Source organism: Streptomyces sp. NPDC054794 (genome assembly GCF_053611585.1).
In genome coordinates, this window is the sequence record NZ_JBSHAQ010000098.1 from 1 (window position 1) to 17,155 (window position 17,155).

17 protein-coding genes and 3 pseudogenes are annotated in these 17,155 nt (G+C 69.3%); 14 read left to right on the plus strand and 6 right to left on the minus strand.

Annotated features, from left to right (window positions below; all coding sequences use genetic code 11):
• The 4 genes and pseudogenes from ACWGKT_RS46565 to ACWGKT_RS46580 form a co-directional block, all read left to right on the plus strand.
• Positions 1 to 228 (plus strand): annotated as a pseudogene (locus tag ACWGKT_RS46565) (IS5/IS1182 family transposase); the annotation flags it as partial.
• Between the two features lie 190 nt (positions 229 to 418).
• Positions 419 to 676, plus strand: coding sequence for a hypothetical protein (locus ACWGKT_RS46570; protein ID WP_453278514.1), 258 nt, complete (start codon positions 419 to 421; stop codon positions 674 to 676).
• A gap of 432 nt (positions 677 to 1,108) precedes the next feature.
• A pseudogene (locus tag ACWGKT_RS46575) lies at positions 1,109 to 1,441 on the plus strand (serine hydrolase); the annotation flags it as partial.
• Between the two features lie 161 nt (positions 1,442 to 1,602).
• Positions 1,603 to 1,866: a hypothetical protein gene (locus ACWGKT_RS46580; protein ID WP_453278515.1), complete on the plus strand. Its 264-nt coding sequence runs from the start codon at positions 1,603 to 1,605 to the stop codon at positions 1,864 to 1,866.
• A 245-nt stretch (positions 1,867 to 2,111) separates the two neighbouring features.
• On the opposite strand, the gene ACWGKT_RS46585 is transcribed toward ACWGKT_RS46580, so the two are convergent.
• The 3 genes from ACWGKT_RS46585 to ACWGKT_RS46595 all read right to left on the minus strand — a co-directional run bounded on the left by ACWGKT_RS46585 (position 2,112) and on the right by ACWGKT_RS46595 (position 4,226).
• Positions 2,112 to 2,561 carry a DUF6924 domain-containing protein gene (locus ACWGKT_RS46585; protein ID WP_453278516.1) on the minus strand — a complete coding sequence of 150 codons (450 nt, stop codon included), beginning with the start codon at positions 2,559 to 2,561 and terminating at the stop codon, positions 2,112 to 2,114.
• 174 nt (positions 2,562 to 2,735) lie between these two features.
• Complete coding sequence (locus ACWGKT_RS46590) at positions 2,736 to 3,110, minus strand: DUF6234 family protein (RefSeq protein ID WP_453278517.1); 375 nt, start codon at positions 3,108 to 3,110, stop codon at positions 2,736 to 2,738.
• A 147-nt stretch (positions 3,111 to 3,257) separates the two neighbouring features.
• A complete protein-coding gene (locus ACWGKT_RS46595) occupies positions 3,258 to 4,226 on the minus strand; it encodes a LysR family transcriptional regulator (protein WP_453278518.1) in 969 nt (322 codons plus the stop codon).
• 104 nt (positions 4,227 to 4,330) lie between these two features.
• On the opposite strand from ACWGKT_RS46595, the gene ACWGKT_RS46600 reads away from it, so the two are divergent.
• The 3 genes from ACWGKT_RS46600 to ACWGKT_RS46610 all read left to right on the plus strand — a co-directional run bounded on the left by ACWGKT_RS46600 (position 4,331) and on the right by ACWGKT_RS46610 (position 7,178).
• Complete coding sequence (locus ACWGKT_RS46600) at positions 4,331 to 5,254, plus strand: serine hydrolase (protein WP_453278519.1); 924 nt, start codon at positions 4,331 to 4,333, stop codon at positions 5,252 to 5,254.
• An 83-nt stretch (positions 5,255 to 5,337) separates the two neighbouring features.
• Entirely contained in the window at positions 5,338 to 6,363 is a 1,026-nt protein-coding gene (locus ACWGKT_RS46605; RefSeq protein ID WP_453278520.1) for an MBL fold metallo-hydrolase, read from the plus strand.
• A 341-nt stretch (positions 6,364 to 6,704) separates the two neighbouring features.
• Positions 6,705 to 7,178 carry a TetR-like C-terminal domain-containing protein gene (locus ACWGKT_RS46610; protein WP_453278521.1) on the plus strand — a complete coding sequence of 158 codons (474 nt, stop codon included), beginning with the start codon at positions 6,705 to 6,707 and terminating at the stop codon, positions 7,176 to 7,178.
• A gap of 43 nt (positions 7,179 to 7,221) precedes the next feature.
• On the opposite strand, the pseudogene ACWGKT_RS46615 reads toward ACWGKT_RS46610, so the two are convergent.
• Positions 7,222 to 7,359: pseudogene (locus ACWGKT_RS46615) on the minus strand (ATP-binding protein); the annotation flags it as partial.
• A gap of 111 nt (positions 7,360 to 7,470) precedes the next feature.
• On the opposite strand from ACWGKT_RS46615, the gene ACWGKT_RS46620 reads away from it, so the two are divergent.
• Positions 7,471 to 9,189 (plus strand): protein kinase domain-containing protein, encoded by a 1,719-nt coding sequence (locus tag ACWGKT_RS46620; protein ID WP_453278522.1) that lies wholly within the window; start codon positions 7,471 to 7,473, stop codon positions 9,187 to 9,189.
• A 222-nt stretch (positions 9,190 to 9,411) separates the two neighbouring features.
• Positions 9,412 to 9,747 (plus strand): integrase core domain-containing protein, encoded by a 336-nt coding sequence (locus ACWGKT_RS46625; protein WP_453278523.1) that lies wholly within the window; start codon positions 9,412 to 9,414, stop codon positions 9,745 to 9,747.
• Positions 9,748 to 9,813: 66 nt separating this feature from the next.
• Here ACWGKT_RS46625 and ACWGKT_RS46630 read toward each other — a convergent pair whose 3' ends face one another.
• Positions 9,814 to 10,413, minus strand: coding sequence for an Rv1733c family protein (locus ACWGKT_RS46630; protein ID WP_453278524.1), 600 nt, complete (start codon positions 10,411 to 10,413; stop codon positions 9,814 to 9,816).
• Positions 10,414 to 10,711: 298 nt separating this feature from the next.
• Here ACWGKT_RS46630 and ACWGKT_RS46635 point away from each other — a divergent pair, with 298 nt between their 5' ends.
• Positions 10,712 to 11,689 (plus strand): Acg family FMN-binding oxidoreductase, encoded by a 978-nt coding sequence (locus ACWGKT_RS46635; protein ID WP_453278525.1) that lies wholly within the window; start codon positions 10,712 to 10,714, stop codon positions 11,687 to 11,689.
• A 117-nt stretch (positions 11,690 to 11,806) separates the two neighbouring features.
• Here the strand turns inward: ACWGKT_RS46635 and ACWGKT_RS46640 are convergent, their stop codons facing one another.
• On the minus strand, positions 11,807 to 12,196 hold the full coding sequence (locus ACWGKT_RS46640) for an STAS domain-containing protein (protein WP_453278526.1): 390 nt from the start codon (positions 12,194 to 12,196) through the stop codon (positions 11,807 to 11,809).
• 177 nt (positions 12,197 to 12,373) lie between these two features.
• Here ACWGKT_RS46640 and ACWGKT_RS46645 point away from each other — a divergent pair, with 177 nt between their 5' ends.
• From ACWGKT_RS46645 to ACWGKT_RS46660, 4 genes are all read left to right on the plus strand, one after another.
• A complete protein-coding gene (locus tag ACWGKT_RS46645; protein ID WP_453278527.1) occupies positions 12,374 to 12,814 on the plus strand; it encodes a pyridoxamine 5'-phosphate oxidase family protein in 441 nt (146 codons plus the stop codon).
• A gap of 176 nt (positions 12,815 to 12,990) precedes the next feature.
• Positions 12,991 to 15,252 (plus strand): formate C-acetyltransferase, encoded by a 2,262-nt coding sequence (gene pflB, locus ACWGKT_RS46650; protein WP_453278528.1) that lies wholly within the window; start codon positions 12,991 to 12,993, stop codon positions 15,250 to 15,252.
• The gene (gene pflA / locus ACWGKT_RS46655; RefSeq protein WP_453278529.1) at positions 15,249 to 16,028 is read left to right on the plus strand and encodes a pyruvate formate-lyase-activating protein; all 780 of its coding nucleotides are present in this window, start codon (positions 15,249 to 15,251) and stop codon (positions 16,026 to 16,028) included. The genes pflB and pflA overlap by 4 nt, the downstream gene beginning before the upstream one ends.
• Positions 16,029 to 16,155: 127 nt before the next feature.
• Complete coding sequence (locus ACWGKT_RS46660) at positions 16,156 to 17,073, plus strand: universal stress protein (RefSeq protein ID WP_453278530.1); 918 nt, start codon at positions 16,156 to 16,158, stop codon at positions 17,071 to 17,073.
• Positions 17,074 to 17,155: the final 82 nt, after the last annotated feature.

Sequence of the window (17,155 nt, forward strand, 5' to 3'; positions counted from 1 at the left end):
GACCAGGCCGCCAACCGGAAGAAGAAAGGCAGCCGGGGCGGCCGCCCTACACGCCACGACGCCGACCTCTACAAGGAGCGGAACACCGTCGAGCGGCTGATCAACAAGCTGAAGGCCTGGCGGGGCCTCGCGACTCGATGCGACAAGACGCCCGAGAGCTACCTCGCCGGCCTCCACCTTCGTGCCTCGATGATCTGGATCAGCGACCTCCTGAAGGCACCTGACTGATCAACATCACACAGGCCCTAGTAGGCCGTTTCCGGAACGGAGGCTGTGGCTCGGACAGCGCAGTGGGATCGCGATCGGGTCTCGGTCGCGACCCCACGCCCCGCAGGAGTGCTGGATGCTGACCCGGCAGACAAGCAATGCCTGGCAAGGCGTAGTGTCCTGTGTCGGACCACCTGGGCGGGAGGGTGTCATGGGATTCGGTTCACTACTCCTGTTCAGCCTGGGCCTGGTTGTCATCGCCTCGGTGTGCGTAGGCTCGTTGGGCATTTATGCCTTCACCCGCAACCGTGTGCCCGGTCGGCCGCTGCGCCGCATCGTGCGCAACCCCCGACTGTGGGGGCTGGGTCTCCTGCTCCAGGCCGCGAGCCTGCTCACCTACTCCTGGACCCTCCTGGTCCTGGGCTTGGCCTGCACCGTCTGCGGTCACGTCCTGAAGCCGACCGGGTAGGACCGTGCCCTGCTGGTGGCCCTGCTGGTCGTCTTCTGGTGTGGGGCCGCTGGGCGGGCGTCTACGCCACCGCCTACCGAACCAGCAAATAGCGGAGGCTTCCCCAGCCGGGCTTGCCCAGTACTCGGCACGGCACAACCAGAGGAAGACGACGCCACGCGGCACCCCGGCCGTCACCGACCTGGAGTTGATGGTCGCGCTGCGCCGACCGGCCTGGATGTCCTTCAGGTCGACTCCAGCCGCGTGGGCCAGCAATGCGGCACCGTGGCGCAGGTCGTGGAACCGGACCGGCGGGAGACCGGTCTCCTCATACAGCTCGGCGTACCACCGTGTCACGTTGGCGGGGTGGAGTATCTTGACGCGCTCCTGGGTGAAGACGCGGCCGGTCTCCACCCAGGCCTGGTCCTGTCCGCCGGAGCCTTCGCCTTCGGCCCGCGCGACATGACCCGGCTGCCTGGCGCGGTCTGGCGCGACGAAGCCTGCACGCCCGAACACGGCGCATCCGTCCACCGCCTCCTGGGCCTGCAGGTCTTGGCGCACCGCCTGGCGTCCGGCTTCCCCTTCGACGACGTTCACGTCGCCAGCGAGACCGGCACCATGCCAACGCTGCGTAACGAGGTCGGCGTGGTCGAATACCCCGACGGCGGCCGCTACGCCGTCGCCGTCTTCACCCGAACCGCCAACACGGCCGCCACGCTCCCTGCCGTCGACGCCGCCATCTGTAGGGCCGCCCGTATCGCCGTCGACGCGCTGCGCGCCCTCTGACGGCCCGGGGCTATCCTCAGCACCCGGTGTCGCACAGGGCGGGGAGAGATATGTAGTGGGCCACAACTGCATTACTGGCCATGGCAGTTAGGGTCACTGTCGCGCTGACGGCATGCGGTGCCGACGGCGAAGCCTCGGACTCGGAGAACGGGGCCAAGGTGGTGACCGGCGGCCCGGCACACGTCATCCCGTCACCGGAGGTCGGCCAGCAAAAGCTGTTGCTGAGTGACCTGAGGAGGTTGAACCCGGCACTTGTCACCGACGCGGAAGCGGTCGTCTGCAATGCCCGGCGCGTCTGCCTGGCCATCAAGGATGGCCGGACCGAGGACGAGGTACGCAAGGTCACGGCCGAGCCTTTCCGCACGACGGACAACCAGGCCGCCCGTATCGTGAAGTCGATCAGGTCGACGTTCTGCGGCGGCTGAGTACGGATACTCGTGCGCCTTGGGGAACGCGGTACTGCGATGATCGGGTGGCCGAGAGAACCTCCAGCGGCTGTGTCGCCGCAGCCCTGGCCGCCGCCGAACGGGATCGAGTCCGGTTTCGCGGCCCTGCGTTACTTTGCGCGCCACGGTACCGACCACGGCAGCCACGCCGAGCAGAACGCCGGCATCGGCGCCTACGTCCGCTGGCGCAACGCCCGCGCTGAACCGAAGGTCCTGACGAGCCACTAGAAGGATCGGAAGACTCCTTCAGGGGTGCTCCGGGCAGCCTCCAAGACGTCTGCGAAGTCCAGGTTGGCAATCGCCAGATTCGCATAGATGTCGTGGACGCCGGCCGGGACAGTACGGACCGCTCCGCCGTAGACATCAAACTCCTCATCGCTTGCGCACTCCTCCCTGGTCAGGACGGCCACTGCCAGCAGTGCGCGGGGGCGGGAGAGCATCGTGGCGCGGTCTGCCAGGAAGACGACGCTCAGATCCTCGTCCGCGGATACGACTGAGATCACGTCGTCGGCCGCGGCCTCGGCCCAGGTTGGATCATCGACGATGTGGACGACAGGCTCGTAGTCGCCATCGCCCCACGGCTGGAGCAACTCAGCGCGAACAGCCTGCCAGGCTGTGTCGTCGCTGTAGTCCGTTCTGATAACCAGCGCAGCGAACGCATCGCGGCCGCTCACAGCGGGCAGCACCTTCGACCTCCGATTCTCGCGGACGTGTGGATCTTGTGCATCATTTCAGCTCGCATCGCTGGTCAGTCAGATTTCGCTGAGATCGGTCAGCAGGCCAACTCGTCCACGCTGATCACCCGGCGGTCGAGGGGCGGTACGTCGTCGACGAGGCCCGGAGGTTCATCAGGATCCGTGGCACTCGCTGTTGCCGCCGCCGGACCGGCACTGCGACTGCGGTCCGCTGTAGCCGGACTCAGGAGTGGGAGGGTGGTCCTCGTGGTACTGGTTGGCCAGGGCGATTCCCGAGATGAGGACGAGGGCGAGGCCGGCCAGGGTCTGGGCGCACATGGTGACGAATGCCTGGCCCTCGTAGGCCAGCAGCGCTACGGCCAGGACGAGGACTCCCACCACGGCGACGTACACGGCAGGCCTGGTCATGCTGACGGTCGAGTGGTCGGCTCCGGTGTCGAAGAATGCGTACCCGGCGGCGTCCATGCCCTTGTATGACGCGATGAGGGATGCCACGGCGTCCACGGCGAGCAGCATGTCCGCTGCCACGTGCCAAGGGTTTTGTTTCTCCCCGTAACGTGGAGGTGTCGTCGTCATGGACCAAGCGTCTGCCAGTGGGCGCGCGGCGTCCTGAGTACGGATACTCAAGCTCCGGGAGCGGTGGAACGGCGTGCGCACGAGCAACAGGGCTCGAACCTAGCCGTAGACCACCGACCACGGGCGCGGGGAATCGTCCGGCGGGCAGGGGACGCCCTCGCGCCGTGGGGTTGCGGTGTGGTCGCGGGCCAAGACGTCGGCCGCGAGTTCCGCGAAGCGGCGGGCGGCCGGGTGGGCTCCGCGGCCGGTGAGCCAGGCACCGCTGATACGCAGGGTCAGGGGGCGGTCCGCCAGCGGCCGCCAGGCGACGCGGGGCTCTTTGCGGGCCACCGGCCCCTGGTCGAAGGCGACTCCGTGACCTGCCGTCACCAGGGCGAGCAGGAACTCCGGGTTGGAGGCGTGTCGGAGGCGGCCGGGGACGAAGCCTTCGGCGCGGCACACGTCGAGGATCCGGTCGTACCGGCCGGGTGCGTGTGCCCGCGGGAAGAGCACCAGGTCATGGCCGGAGAGCTCGCCGAGCGCCACCTCCGGCAGCCGGGCCAGCGGCGAGGTCCGAGGCAGGACGACGCCCAGGTCGAGTGAGATCTCGGGGCCCAGCTGCATTTCGGTGGCGTCGACGGGATGGTGCACGAGTCCGACGTCCAGGCCGCCGGAGGAGAGCAGCCGCATCTGCTCCTCGCTGGTGACCTCCTGCAGGTCGACGGACAGCCCCGGAGAGCGCTCCGCGCAGGCGGAGAGAAGCGCGGACAGCACGGCGGCCGTGGTGTCGGGCGGTACGCCCGCGCGAAGCGTGCCGAGGCCACCGCCGGCGGCGCGGCGGGCCAGCGTGCGCAACCTTTCCTCCCGGGCGAGAAGTTCGTGGGCCTCGTCCAGCAGCGCCGCCCCGGCGGCGCTCAACCGGACGCCGCGCTGCGATCGGTCGAACAGCTCGGCACCGAGCTCTTTCTCCAGCCTGCGGATCGCCTGGCTGAGTGGTGGCTGCGCCATGCCCAGCCGTTCGGCGGCCCGGCTGAAGTGCAGCTCGTCGGCTACGGTGACGAAAAGACGCAGGTGGCGCAAGAGATCCACGATCAACGACTGTACGTGAGGGTCGCGGAGAGGGGGAAGGACCAATTGGTCAGGGGCCGACGAACCGATGGTCAGGAAGAACCGACGGCCAGGGGGACGAAGCTGTGATCGAGGAACGGATCCGACAGGTTTTCGCCGAGGCGCGTGCCGAAGGGCAGCTGCACGCGATGCCCGTTCACGTGCGCTCGACGGTCGCTGGTGAGGACGGCGCGGAGCCGTGTCCCCGTGAAGTCGCCGTGGGCTCCGACGCCCCCGTCGTGATCGCCTCGATCTTCAAGGTGCTGCTGGTGCTGGAGTTCGCCCGGCAGGTCGTTGGCGGCCAGCTCGACCCCCGGGAGCGGGTGCGGGTGACCGCTGCCGACCGGTTCGGCGGCTGGGGAACCGCCGGCTGTCTGGACGACGTCGAGCTGTCGCTGCGCGACCTGGCCTACTTCACGATGTCGGTCAGCGACAACTCGGCGGCCGACCTGCTGCTGGCCCGCGTCGGCCTGGACACCGTACGACTGCTCGCGAAGGAACTCGGACTGGACCGGACCCGGATCGTGGGCGGCCCGCGAGACCTGCTGGAGTCGATGCTCGCGGAGGTCGGGGCGCGCGACGAGAGAGAGTTCGCCGTCCGCTACCCGGCCCTGCCGGACGACCGTAAGAGACGGCTGGCCATACTGGATCCCCGCCACACCACGGCGAGCACACCCCGCGAGATCACGCGGCTGCTCCGGCTCATCTGGAACGATGCCGCCGGGCCACCGGAAGCCTGCGCGCTCGTACGCGACTTGATGAGCCGCCAGGTCTTCCGCCACCGACTGGTGTCGGGCTTCCCGGACGACGTCACGGTGGCGGCCAAGACCGGAACCCTGCCGGGTCTGCACATGGAGGCGGGCGTCGCCCGCTACCCGGACGGCGAGTGCTACGCGATCGCTGTCTTCGCCCGCACGCACGACCTGACCGCCTCCCGCCCCACAGTGGATGCCGCGATAGGCACCGCCGCCGGAATCGCGGTGGGCTTCCTCCGCGGCGGCGGCCGGTGACCAGATCACATATGCGTTCGCGTATCGGGAGGGCGGGATTCTGCTCTTGGACACGGGAGTTCGCGCCCTGATCTCCTGACGCCATGACTCAGGAGCCACATGTCACGGACAGATCCGAAGCACCCTCCAGCCGCGGGTTCGACCGTCGTACGGTGCTGCGCGGCGCCGCGCTCGGCGCAGCATCCCCCCTGATCCCGGCCACGGCCGCCACGGCGTCCGCGACCGCGGGCCGCGGCCGAGGCAGTCGCGGATTCGCCGGTTCCGTATCGTTCCGCTGGCTCGGCACCGCCGGCTGGCGCATCGATGTCGGCGACCGGACCGTACTCTTCGATCCGTACCTCACCCGCTTCACCACAGGCCTGTTCGACGGCGCCTTTGACCCGCGGACCCGACTGGAGACCCGGCCCACGATCGTGGACGCGCACATCGACCGCCCCGAACTCGTCCTGGTGAGCCACTCCCACTGGGACCACCTCGCCGACGTGCCCCACATCGCCAGGACCACCGGCGCCCGTGTCGTCGGCACCGAGACCACGTACCATCTCCTGGTCGCCCTGGGGGTCGACCCGGGCCAGATCTCCGTGGTGCGGGGCGGCGAGGTGCTGGACTTCGGCGGGATCACCGTCGAGGTCGTGCCGAGCCTGCACAGCCGCAACAAGAAGTGCGCCTACTTCGCCCCCGGCACGCTGAACGCCCCACCCGCAACGGTCCCGAGCACCATCTCGGACCTGCCGGAGGGCGACACCCTCGCCTTCCAGGTGATGGCTGGGGACAGCGGCCCATCGGCGTTCCTGATGGGAGCCAGCGACTTCTCCGAGCGTGCGGTACGGGGCCTGCGTCCCGACCTCGCGATGATCGCCGTGCCCTCCAGCACCGCCACCCACCGCTACGTGCCCCGGTTGCTGCGCGCGCTGGGCACTCCAGGCGTCGTCGTCCCAGCCCACTGGGACAACTTCGAGGTGCCGCTGACCGGTTCCCCGGTGCGTGACCCTGCGATGGACCTGGACGCGTTTCTCGGCCAGGTCGAGCAGGTGTCTCCGGCAACGCGGGTCGTCACCCCGGACTACCACACCGTGTACGACGACGACATGCGCCCCAGCGGTAACTAGTGCTGCATGGGGCGACGTTCGCCTCGCCCTCGGTGCCGTCGAGGGCGTTTTCGATGTTGCTGGCCTCGGCCCAGTCGGCCACCCGGCGGCACAGCTTGGTGCTGCGGGCAGGGAGCGGCACCAGACCGCGCGGGTCTGTTGCGGCTACGGTTCTGTGTGCTATTCGCGGGTGCCGACGAGCTGCACCGTCCTGGCGCGCAGTGCCGCGCTGACGGGGCAGCACGGTTCCGGCCACGGCGAGCAGCGTGGACATGGCGGTAATGCCGGTGATCACTGCGTATGGCACCGTGATGGGTGCCGTGCCGAACAGTTGGTGCAGCGCGCCCCACAGGCCGGTGAGGTTGAGCGCGGTCGCGATCAGTGCCCTTCTGTGCGCCGTCCGCCAGGCCGCGCTCGCCCAACTGGCCGCCGCCATGGAGACGGAGCTGGCGGCTCTGCCGTCGGCCGACGACCCGGTCGAGTCCGCCCGCGCCGGCATCCGCGCCCTAGCCACCAGCTACCTGCGTTTTGCCCAGGCCGAACCGGGGCTGTTCCGCGCCGCGTTCTCCACCTCCGACATGGCCGACACCGAGAGCGCATCCGCCGACGGTCCTGGCGGCTTGACCGCGTTCCTGCTGCTGGGTGCTGCCCTTGACGACCTCGTCAAGAGCGGCGCCCTGCCCCCCGACCGCCGCCCCGGCGCCGAATACTTCGTCTGGTCCGCCGTGCACGGCTTGGCCGTACTCCTCATCGACGGCCCCCTGCGCGGGCTGCTTCCCGTACAAGCCCACGAAGCCGGACAACGCCTCATGGACTCGATCGAACGAGGCATCTGAACCGTTCCGGGTTCGGTAGGGACTCGATCGAACCCGGAACGGTTCAGTAGGAGTCCGTCCCGGTTTCGATGATGTTGCCGCCGAAGGTGAGGCGGTCGACGATGGCGGCGCAGAGTCGGGGGTCGGTGATGGTCTTGGTCCAGCCGAACGATTCGTTGGAGGCGATGGCGACGCTGTTCCTCACCCTTGCGTTCGCCGCGGCCCTGATCTCGTGTCGCCGATTGCGGCTGGCACAGGAGCGTACGGCTTTCCGCGGCTTGACGCATCGTCACGTGACATAGGCTGGGCTGTCGTGACGAACGGCATCGACGACATACTGGCCCCGCTCGACCCTCTCGATCCGCGCGAGACAGCCGGCTACCGGCTACTGGCCCGGCTCGGCGAGGGCGGCATGGGCACCGTGTACCTCTCGCATACGCGAGGCGGGCAGCCCGTCGCCTTCAAGGTGATCCGCCGCGAGTACGGCCAGGACCCGGACTTTCGGCGCCGTTTCGAGCAGGAGGTGCGGGCCGCCCGTCGGGTGCAGGGCTATCACCTCGTACCGGTCGTCGATCACGACACCGCCGGCGCGCTTCCCTGGATCGCCTCGGCGTTTGTGCCTGGCCTCTCACTCGCCGACGCCCTTACCGCGTACGGGCCGCTGCCCCTGCGCGCAGTCTTCCAGCTGGTCGGCTGCACGGCCCGGGCCCTCGGCTCCATCCACGCGGCAGAGGTCGTCCACCGCGATCTGAAGCCCGCCAACATCCTGCTTGGTTCGACCGGCCCGTACGTCATCGACTTCGGCATCGCACAGGCGGCCGACGCCACGCAGCTCACCCGCAGCGGCGGAGTCATCGGCACCCCGCAATACATGTCGCCAGAACATGTGCTGGGCGAGCCTGTCACCGCGGCCACCGATGTGTTCTCGCTCGGCTTGATCGCGGCGGTCGCGGCGACCGGACGGCATCCCTACGGCGAGGGCGGCGCGACCGCCCTCGGCGTACGCATCGCCAACACGGAGCGGACACCGCCGGATCTGAGCGGCTACCCGGCGCCGCTGCGGACGCTGCTGGAACGCTGCCTCACCGCCGATCCGACGGCCCGCGTCACGACGGACGAACTCGCGGAGCTATGCGAGCGGGCGGCGGGGCGGCCGCTGCGCACGTTCGACGGCTGGCTGCCAGCACCGCTCATGGAGCGGATCGCGAGCCGGGAGGCGGCTGCCGCGCAGCCCCCGGAGCCCACGCCCCCGCGGATTTCCACGCCGACTCCAATGGCCACGCCCACTCAGCCAGACGCCGACGCGCACCTGGCCGGGCAGCCGACCGTGTCGGCCCCGCCGCCGCCCCGCACCCCTCCACCTGGCCCGGCTCATCCACCGTCGACGACGGCCACGCCCTCTCCTGCGCCTGCCAAGCGCACCCGCCCTGTGCTGCTCGCCGCCGCCAGTGCGCTCGCCGTGACCCTTGCCGCGGCCGTGACCTGGGCGATCGTGAGCCCCCACGGCGGCACGGGCAGAGCCGACGACACCCGGGCGGACGGCAAGCACACCGGCACCTCCACCCCGACCTCCTCACCCTCACCCTCGTCGGCCGCGTACACGCTCGTCTTCAAGGACAAGCCCCTGACCCTGCGCGCACCGGCCTATAACTCCGGCACGCACGTGGACCTGGACGCGCCGAAACTCTTCCCCGATGGTGAGATCGGCCAGGACAACGGCATGGAGCTCACCTACCAGGACTGGGGCGACTCCGACCTGCGCTTCCTCACCCCCATGGGCAGGAGCACCGGCACCACGCCTGAGGCATGCAGCACTGGCGCGGACACCGACACCCTGCCGGCCTCGATTCCCGCCGACGACCTGAACCAGGGGAAAACCTTGGCCAAGGGCATGGTGCTGTGCACCATCACCAGCGACAACAATCTGGCGATGCTGCGGATCACCGGTGTCCTGCCAGACACAAAGAAGGGCCTGTCCAGTGACATGCCCGACTACGCCACCACACTGACCCTCTGGAAGATCACCAAGTAGAGCCCGGGGCAGCGCTTCTGCTGTACCAGCGCAACGTCCGCCACGTCGCGGCTGGACACAACAGATCGAGCGAAGCGGTGTCCGCGCGCGCCGGCCGGAGGATCGCGGCGAGCCGTCACGGCTGTGAGTGGGTGTTCTGCGATAGTTCGGAGGTTCTTGTCGCGCTTGATGGCGGTTTGTCTGGATCCTGGGCTTCGGGACAGGGACGGGAAGTTCCCCGCCTTGTTCGACGCGGTCCTCGAGGACGCGGGCATCGAGGTGGTGCTCAGCGGCGTTCGGATGCCGGGGATGAACTCCATCATGGAGAGGTGGGTGCAGACCTGTCGACGAGAGCTGCTGGACCGCACGCTGATCTGGGACCAGCGCCACCTGCTACACGCCCTGCGCGAGTTCGAGTCCTTCTGCAACGAGCACAGGCCGCACCAGGGCATAGCGAACGCCGGCCCTCTCTATCCGCTACCCGCTCCGATCGAGGATCCGGGCACGTTCGGGCGTCTTGACATACGCAGACGCACGCGACTTGGCGGTACCCTCCACGAGTACACCCATGCGGCCTGACCAGCCTGGATGAGGTATTCGGCAAGCGCAGCCCTGTGGATGTGATCCCTGCATGGACCTCGAAGGTCAGCCGGTCTTGTGCCCCCACTGCGGCCCGACCAGGGTCCACTCCCTGTCCCACTGCTCGATGCGCCGCCGGTTGAGCCACCACCGGCCGACGCTCCCGATCCCGAACACCACGCCGCTCAGGGCGAGGGCGGCGGAGGCTCCAAAGAGGCCCGCCTCGGCGGCCGACTTGGTGGGCGTCGGCGGCTGTGTACTCAGCTTCCCTTGGGCGTCTATCCAGATCCTGACCGTGGAGCCGGCCTTCTTCCCGGTTGTTACCAGCGTCATGCCGCTGTGCGTGGAGCCGTCCGACTTCGTCCAGCCGACCCTTGCCGAGGCCAGGTCTCTGCCCATCTCCGAGGTCGCGGTGCGCGGGACATCATCGAGGAGAACGGCGGGAACGGGGATCCGTTCGGCCCGCTGCTGGGCGAAGACCTGGTCGGCTGCATGGGACGTCACCACACCGGCGGCCGTGCCACCCACAGCGATAAGCACCCAGATGACCAGCAGGAGCCATGCCTCGAGGACGTCGTCGCGTCGCCGGATCGGGTTACTCCGCCATCGCCACAGCGGCACCCTCGTTCGCCTGCGCTTCCTGTTCGCGGGCTTGTCCTTGCGCATCTTTCCGCACCTCCTCGTCATCATGCACACGAAGGTGACAGCCGAAGCCCTGCCGTGACATGGGCCGATCAGGCGGAAACGGAGGGCCGATCGGGCCAAGCCCGGGCTGGTGCTGGGCCGTTCGGCCCAGCACACGCACGGGTCGTTGACACGCTGTCTTTCTGTGCCTGTGCGCAGCGGTCGGTGTGCCCTGAACGGTCCTGGCAAGAGGACCATCGGCCTCTCACCGTTCTGCCGTGGTGCTCTCACGCTCGTAGGACACCCGTATCTGTCCGACTTCATACGGGAGGAGGCCATCATGCGAACCGCGCCCCTCGACGCTGCGACCCTGGAAGCCTGCATCTCGGCCGCCGTGGCCGCGCCCTCGATCTACAACACCCAGCCTTGGCGCTTCCGGCTCGATCCGGAGACCGTCGCGCTGGAGGTGCGCGCCGTACCCGAGCGTGGCTTGCGCCACGCGGATCCTGTCGGCCGGGCGTTGCATCTGTCTGTCGGTGCCGCGGTCTTCAACCTCCGCGTCGCTGCGGCCCACTTCGGCTGGGCGCCCGTCGTACGCCTGCTGCCGGATCCCGAGGATCCGAGCGTGCTGGCCACCCTTCGGCTGTCCGGAACGGGCCAGCGGCACACTGCGGGGCACCGCCCCGATCTCTACCCGATGGTCTGGCGCAGGCACAGCAGCAGATTCCCCTTCTCCGGCAGGCCGCTTCCGCCGAACGTTCGAGCTGAACTCGCCGAAGCCGCTCAAACGGAAGGCGCCTCACTGAGCTTCCCTGGGGCCGCCGAGACGGCACGACTGTTGCGCGTGGCCATGGCGGCCGAGCACCGCAACCGAACCGACCCCGACCGGGCCGTGGAGAGCCGCCGATGGGTGCACCGGGATCCGGACGACTCCAGCGCAGTCGGCATACCGCAAGTGGCACTGGGACCGCAGGATGCGCACGAGCTGCTGCCCATGCGTGACTTCACCGCACAACGGCAACCTGAGCGGCTCCCCGCCCAGCCCTTCGAGCCCGTGCCCGTGGTAGCCGTGCTGACGACCGCGCACGACCGGCGCAGCGACTGGCTGCGCGCCGGACAGGCGCTGGAGCACGTGCTATTGGTGGCCACGGCGCACGGTGTGCGTGCCTCCCTGCTCCATCAGCCGATGGAGTGGCCAGACCTGCGCCGCGACCTGAGTCCCGTGCCGGACCTCCCCGGGCATGCGCAGATGCTGATTCGCCTCGGGTACGGCCCAGAGGGCCCGGCCACTCCGCGAACCGCACCGGATCAGGTGTGATGACGCTCGACGACCGGGCCGCCCGAGTAGCCCTGGTCCTGGAGCCACGGCCACCCCGATGCCTGGTGCTGGACCTTCATCCCCGTGTGGTTTGCGGGTTGATCGCCTACGGTCTTGTCAGCCCGCTGCGGCAGTGAGGATCCCGCCGGGCACAGCAGCCAAGGCTTCGGGCAGGTGCTCGTCGATCTCGAACACGCCATCCAGTCCCGCGCCACTCAGTACTCGAAGGAATTGGCTGCTGTCAGTGACGAGACGCAGCCGGCCGTGCCGTTCCCTGATCCTGTTCCGCGCCCGGCACAGCACCCCCAGTCCGGCGCAGTCGATGAAGGACACGGCGCGAAGGTCCACCACGAGGTCGGGGAGAACGGCCGCCGTCAGCTCGTCCAGGCGCGCCCCAAGGGCCGGTGCCGTGAGGATGTCGATCTCACCGCGCAGCTCCACGACGGTCGTCCCGCCGAGGGCACGCTTGGTGTGGCGGGGTGCGGACGTGATGAGGGTTTCGACCATGGGCAGAGGAAACCCGGGCCGATGGGCGCGCCGGAAGGGCCGTCCGGCCCCCCTTCGCCGCCACGTTTGCTCGGGCCGCTCTCCGGTCACGGCGGGACCCGTGGCCCTCACCTGAGGCCGCCGGCGGGCTCAGCATGGAACGTGATCCCCTCCACCGGGCGAAAGACGGGCTGGCTCATGAACCCGAACGATGGTTTCCGCGAACTCGGTCGTCACGAGTGCCTGCGCCTGCTGGCGACGGCTCCCATCGGCCGGATCGTCCACACGCGCCAGGCGCTGCCCGCGGTCGTGCCGGTCAACTTCGGCCTGGACGCCGACGGAACGGTGCTGCTGCGCACCTCTGCGGCCTCCGAGCTGGCCCGCGCGGTCGACGGCGCCGTCGTCGCCTTTGAGGCGGACGCGGTCGACGTGGACACACACTCCGGCTGGAGCGTCGTCGTCACCGGCCGCGCCGAGATCGTCACGGATCCGGCCGAGGCGGCACGCCTGGAGCGGATGGGCCCGCTCTCCTGGGCTCCCTCGCCCGAGGAGGTCTTCGTGCGCATCGAGCCGGAACTGATCACCGGGCGTGAACTCGTCGGGGGCCGCACGATGTACGGCCTGCACCTCTCCGCCTGACCGCTGGGCACCTGCGCCCGCGGCGCGGCCCGAACGGCCCAACGGTGCGGGGCCGGACGGCGAGGCAACGGGTTCCCGCAGGCCCTGCCCCGTGCAAGGGCACGCGAGGAGCATCGTCAGCGGAGCCGCCCACGGAACCGTCCGTGTGTGGTGTCGCGAACGATGCGGAGGCAGTGATGACCGTGGCAACCCGTCCAGACATGGACGCTCCCGCCGAGGCCTGGCGTGGCTTCGCCGGGCGGCGCTGGCGCGACCGGATCGACGTACGCGACTTCATCCAGGCCAACTACACGCCGTTCGAAGGCGGCCCGGAGTTCCTGACCGGTCCGACCGAGCGAACGCTCGCCGTCTGGCACAAGGTCAGTGCCCTGTTCCCCGAGGAGCGGCGCAAGGGCATCCTCGACGTGGACACCGCCACGCCTTCCACGATCACCTCGCACGCCCCCGGCCACATCGACCGGGAGCGTGAGCTGATCGTCGGACTGCAGACCGACGCCCCGCTGAAGCGTGCGATCATGCCGAACGGCGGCCTGCGCATGGTCGAGAACGGCCTGAAGGCGTACGGCTGCGAGCCCGACCCGTTCGTGACCAAGGTCTTCGGCACCTACCGCAAGACCCACAACGACGGCGTCTTCGACGCCTACACCCCAGACATGCGGGCCGCCCGCAAGGCCGGGATCATCACCGGGCTGCCCGACGCCTACGGCCGCGGCCGGATCATCGGCGACTACCGGCGCGTCGCGCTGTACGGAACCTACCGGCTGATCGAGGCCAAGCGCGCAGAGCGCGCCCTGCTGGACGCGCAGCCCTCCACCCCGGACGTCATCCGCGACCGTGAGGAACTGGCCGAGCAGATCCGCGCGTTGGTTGAGCTGGCGCGGATGGCGGCCTCGTACGGCTGCGACGTCACCCGCCCCGCCACCACCGCCCACGAGGCCGTGCAGTGGCTCTACCTCGGCTTCCTGGCCGCGGTGAAGGAGCAGAACGGCGCCGCGATGTCGCTCGGCCGCACCTCGACGTTCCTGGACATCTATCTCCAGCGCGACCTGAACGAGGGCCGCATCGACGAGTCCCGCGCCCAGGAGCTGATCGACGACTTCGTCATCAAGCTCCGCATCGTGCGCTTCCTGCGCACCCCCGAGTACGACGCGCTGTTCTCCGGCGACCCGACCTGGGTGACGGAGTCCATCGGTGGCGTCGGTGCCGACGGCCGACCGCTGGTCACTCGCACCTCCTTCCGCTTCCTGCAGACCCTGTACAACCTCGGGCCCGCACCGGAGCCGAACCTGACCGTGCTCTGGTCGCCGCGGCTGCCGGAAGGGTTCAAGCGGTTCTGCGCCCAGGTGTCCATCGACACCAGCTCCATCCAGTACGAGTCCGACGATCTGATGCGCCCGCGCACCGGCGACGACACCGCCATCGCCTGCTGCGTGTCCGCGATGGCCGTCGGCAAGCAGATGCAGTTCTTCGGCGCCCGCGTCAACCTCGCCAAGGCCCTGCTGTACGCGATCAACGGTGGCCGGGACGAGATGACCGGCGAGCAGGTCGCCCCCAAGATGCCTGCCCTGACGGGGGAGTACCTGGACTACGAGGAGCTGTCGGCTGCCTACGACCGGATGCTGGACTGGCTGGCCGAGACGTACGTCGACGCGCTCAACGTCATCCACTACATGCACGACAAGTACGCCTACGAACGCATCGAGATGGCCCTGCACGACCACCCCGTGCACCGTTTCATGGCCTGCGGCATTGCGGGGCTTTCGGTGGCCGTCGACAGCCTGTCGGCCGTCAAGTACGGCCGGGTGAAGGTGATCCGGGACGAGACCGGGCTCGCCGTGGACTATCAGATCGAGGGAGAGTTCCCGGCCTACGGCAACAACGACGACCGCGCCGACCGCCTCGCGGTCGACCTGGTGGAGTCCTTCATGGACAAGGTGCGCAAGCACCCCACCTACCGGGACGCCGAGCACACCCAGTCGGTCCTGACGATCACCTCCAACGTGGTCTACGGCAAGCACACCGGCAACACCCCCGACGGCCGCCGCGCCGGACAGCCCTTCGCACCCGGCGCCAACCCGATGAACGGCCGGGACCGGCACGGAGTCGTCGCATCGGCCCTGTCGGTGGCGAAGCTGCCGTACGAGCAGGCCCGCGACGGCATCTCCCTGACCACGACCATCACGCCCGAGGGGCTCGGCCACAATCCCACGGAGCGTGCCGGCAACCTGGTCGGCATCCTCGACGGGTACATGACCTTCGGTGGCTTCCACATGAACGTCAACGTCCTGAACCGGGCGACGCTCGAGGACGCCATGGAACACCCCGAGAAGTACCCGGAGCTGACGATCCGGGTCTCCGGGTACGCCGTCAACTTCGTCCGCCTCACGCGCGAGCAGCAACTCGACGTGATCAGCCGCACCTTCCACGGGTCGCTGTGAACACCACAGCGACCTCAGCGGCACGGCAGGCGGTCCCGGCGGAGGGACGGCTCACGGGCCGGGTGCACTCATGGGACCTGTCCACGGGCGTGGACGGTCCCGGGACCCGGTTCGTCCTGTTCGTCAGCGGCTGCCCGCTGCGCTGCATGTACTGCGCCAATCCGGACACCTGGCACATGCGCGACGGGCGGGAGACCTCGGTCGACGAGGTGATGGAGGAGATCGAGAAGTACCGGGGCTTCCTGACCGCGGCCGGGGGCGGGGTCACGATCACGGGCGGGGAGCCGCTGCTCCAGCCGGCCTTCACCGGCTCCCTCCTGCACCGCTGCAAGGAGGCCGGGCTGCACACGGCGCTGGACACCTCCGGCTTCCTCGGCGTACGCGCCTCCGAGGAACTCCTCGCGGACACCGATCTGGTGCTGTTGGACATCAAGTCGTTCAACGCCACCACCTACCGCGAGCTCACCGGTGGCCGTCTGGCCCCCACGCTCAGCTTCGCCACCCGTCTGGACCGGCTGGGTGTCCCCGTGTACATCCGCTACGTCCTTGTCCCCGGCTGGACCGACGATCCATCTGCCGTTGACGGCCTCGGCGCGTTCCTGGCCGGGCTGAGCAACGTCGACCGGGTGGACGTCCTGCCGTTCCATAAACTAGGCGCCCACAAGTACGACGCCCTCGGGATCGACTTCCCGCTGCGCGACACGCCCGTGCCCGATCCAGAACTCACGGAACGCGTGCGTGAGCAGTTCCGGGAGCACGGGCTGCGGGCGTTGTGAGCCGGCCGATCACCGCCGCACGTTCACCCGCGTGTGGGTCACCCGGCCTCCGCACAGGGACCAGTGGCCTCTCCTGCCCCAAGTACCCGGCCTCGAGACTGAATCCGTGACTTTGAAGGAGGCCGAGATGCCCCGCACCATCACCGCAGGCCTGGACGGGTCCCCGGAGAGCCTGACCGCCGCCGACTGGGCAGCCAGGGAAGCCCTGCTCCGCGACGTCCCGCTGCGCCTGGTCCACGCCCTTGGGCGGACTCCGTACATGTACGCGCCCCCGGACGGGGCACCCCAGCCGTCCCTGAGCCCGGACGCGCAGAGTCGCTGGGCGGACCGCATGCTTCGCGAAGCCGAAGCGACGATCGCGCGACGCCACCCGGGCCTGCGGATCACCACCCAACGTGCTACTGAAGAACCCGTGCCCGCCTTGCTGGGCGCGGCTGGGGAGGCCGACCTGTTGGCGTTGGGCTCTCGCGGCCTGGGCGGCGTAGCCGGTTTCCTGGTCGGGTCCGTCGCCTTGGCGGTCGTGGCCGACAGCCGACGGCCTGTCGTCCTCGTGCCGGGCGGCCTGCGCCCCGAGGACGAACACCAGTCTGGTGCCTTCGGGGCCGAGGCCACGCCGTTCCGCGACGTCGTCCTGGGCCTCAACTCTGCGGCTCCGAACGACACCGTGATCGGATTCGCTTTCGATGCCGCCTCTCAGCGCGCTGCGAGGCTGCGCGTCGTCCACGGCCGGAGCCCGGAACTGCCCTACTCCGACAATGGCGGCGACCTCAATGTCGAACTGCACGCCGAACTCACCGGGGAGATGCACCATGCCCTGTCCGAGGCGCTGGATCCCTGGCGGGACAAGTTCCCCGGCGTCGAAGTCACAGAGCAGGCCGTGATCGGCAAGGCGGGCTCGCACCTCGTGGAGACCTCGCGCGACGCGTCCCTGGTCGTGGTCGGCCGCCGCCGGCGCCGGACGCCGATCGGCGCTGCGATCGGCCCAGTCGCCCACGCGGTGCTGCACCACGCCGCCACACCGGTCGCGGTGGTCCCTCACGATTGACAGAAGGCCTGGCGAGCCAGAGCCCGTTTCCGACTGGACGCGGGGGGGGGAAACGGACCTGGGGGACGCGCCGGGTGTGGGC

What these genes read in the sequence shown, in the direction of transcription:
- ACWGKT_RS46635 (WP_453278525.1), top strand. Translation starts at nt 10,712, where the DNA reads ATGCGAACCGCGCCCCTCGACGCTGCGACCCTGGAAGCCTGCATCTCG.
- ACWGKT_RS46660 (WP_453278530.1), top strand. Translation starts at nt 16,156, where the DNA reads ATGCCCCGCACCATCACCGCAGGCCTGGACGGGTCCCCGGAGAGCCTG.
- ACWGKT_RS46645 (WP_453278527.1), top strand. Translation starts at nt 12,374, where the DNA reads ATGAACCCGAACGATGGTTTCCGCGAACTCGGTCGTCACGAGTGCCTG.
- ACWGKT_RS46605 (WP_453278520.1), top strand. Translation starts at nt 5,338, where the DNA reads ATGACTCAGGAGCCACATGTCACGGACAGATCCGAAGCACCCTCCAGC.
- ACWGKT_RS46570 (WP_453278514.1), top strand. Translation starts at nt 419, where the DNA reads ATGGGATTCGGTTCACTACTCCTGTTCAGCCTGGGCCTGGTTGTCATC.
- pflB (WP_453278528.1), top strand. Translation starts at nt 12,991, where the DNA reads ATGACCGTGGCAACCCGTCCAGACATGGACGCTCCCGCCGAGGCCTGG.
- ACWGKT_RS46630 (WP_453278524.1), bottom strand. Translation starts at nt 10,413, where the DNA reads ATGCGCAAGGACAAGCCCGCGAACAGGAAGCGCAGGCGAACGAGGGTG.
- ACWGKT_RS46640 (WP_453278526.1), bottom strand. Translation starts at nt 12,196, where the DNA reads ATGGTCGAAACCCTCATCACGTCCGCACCCCGCCACACCAAGCGTGCC.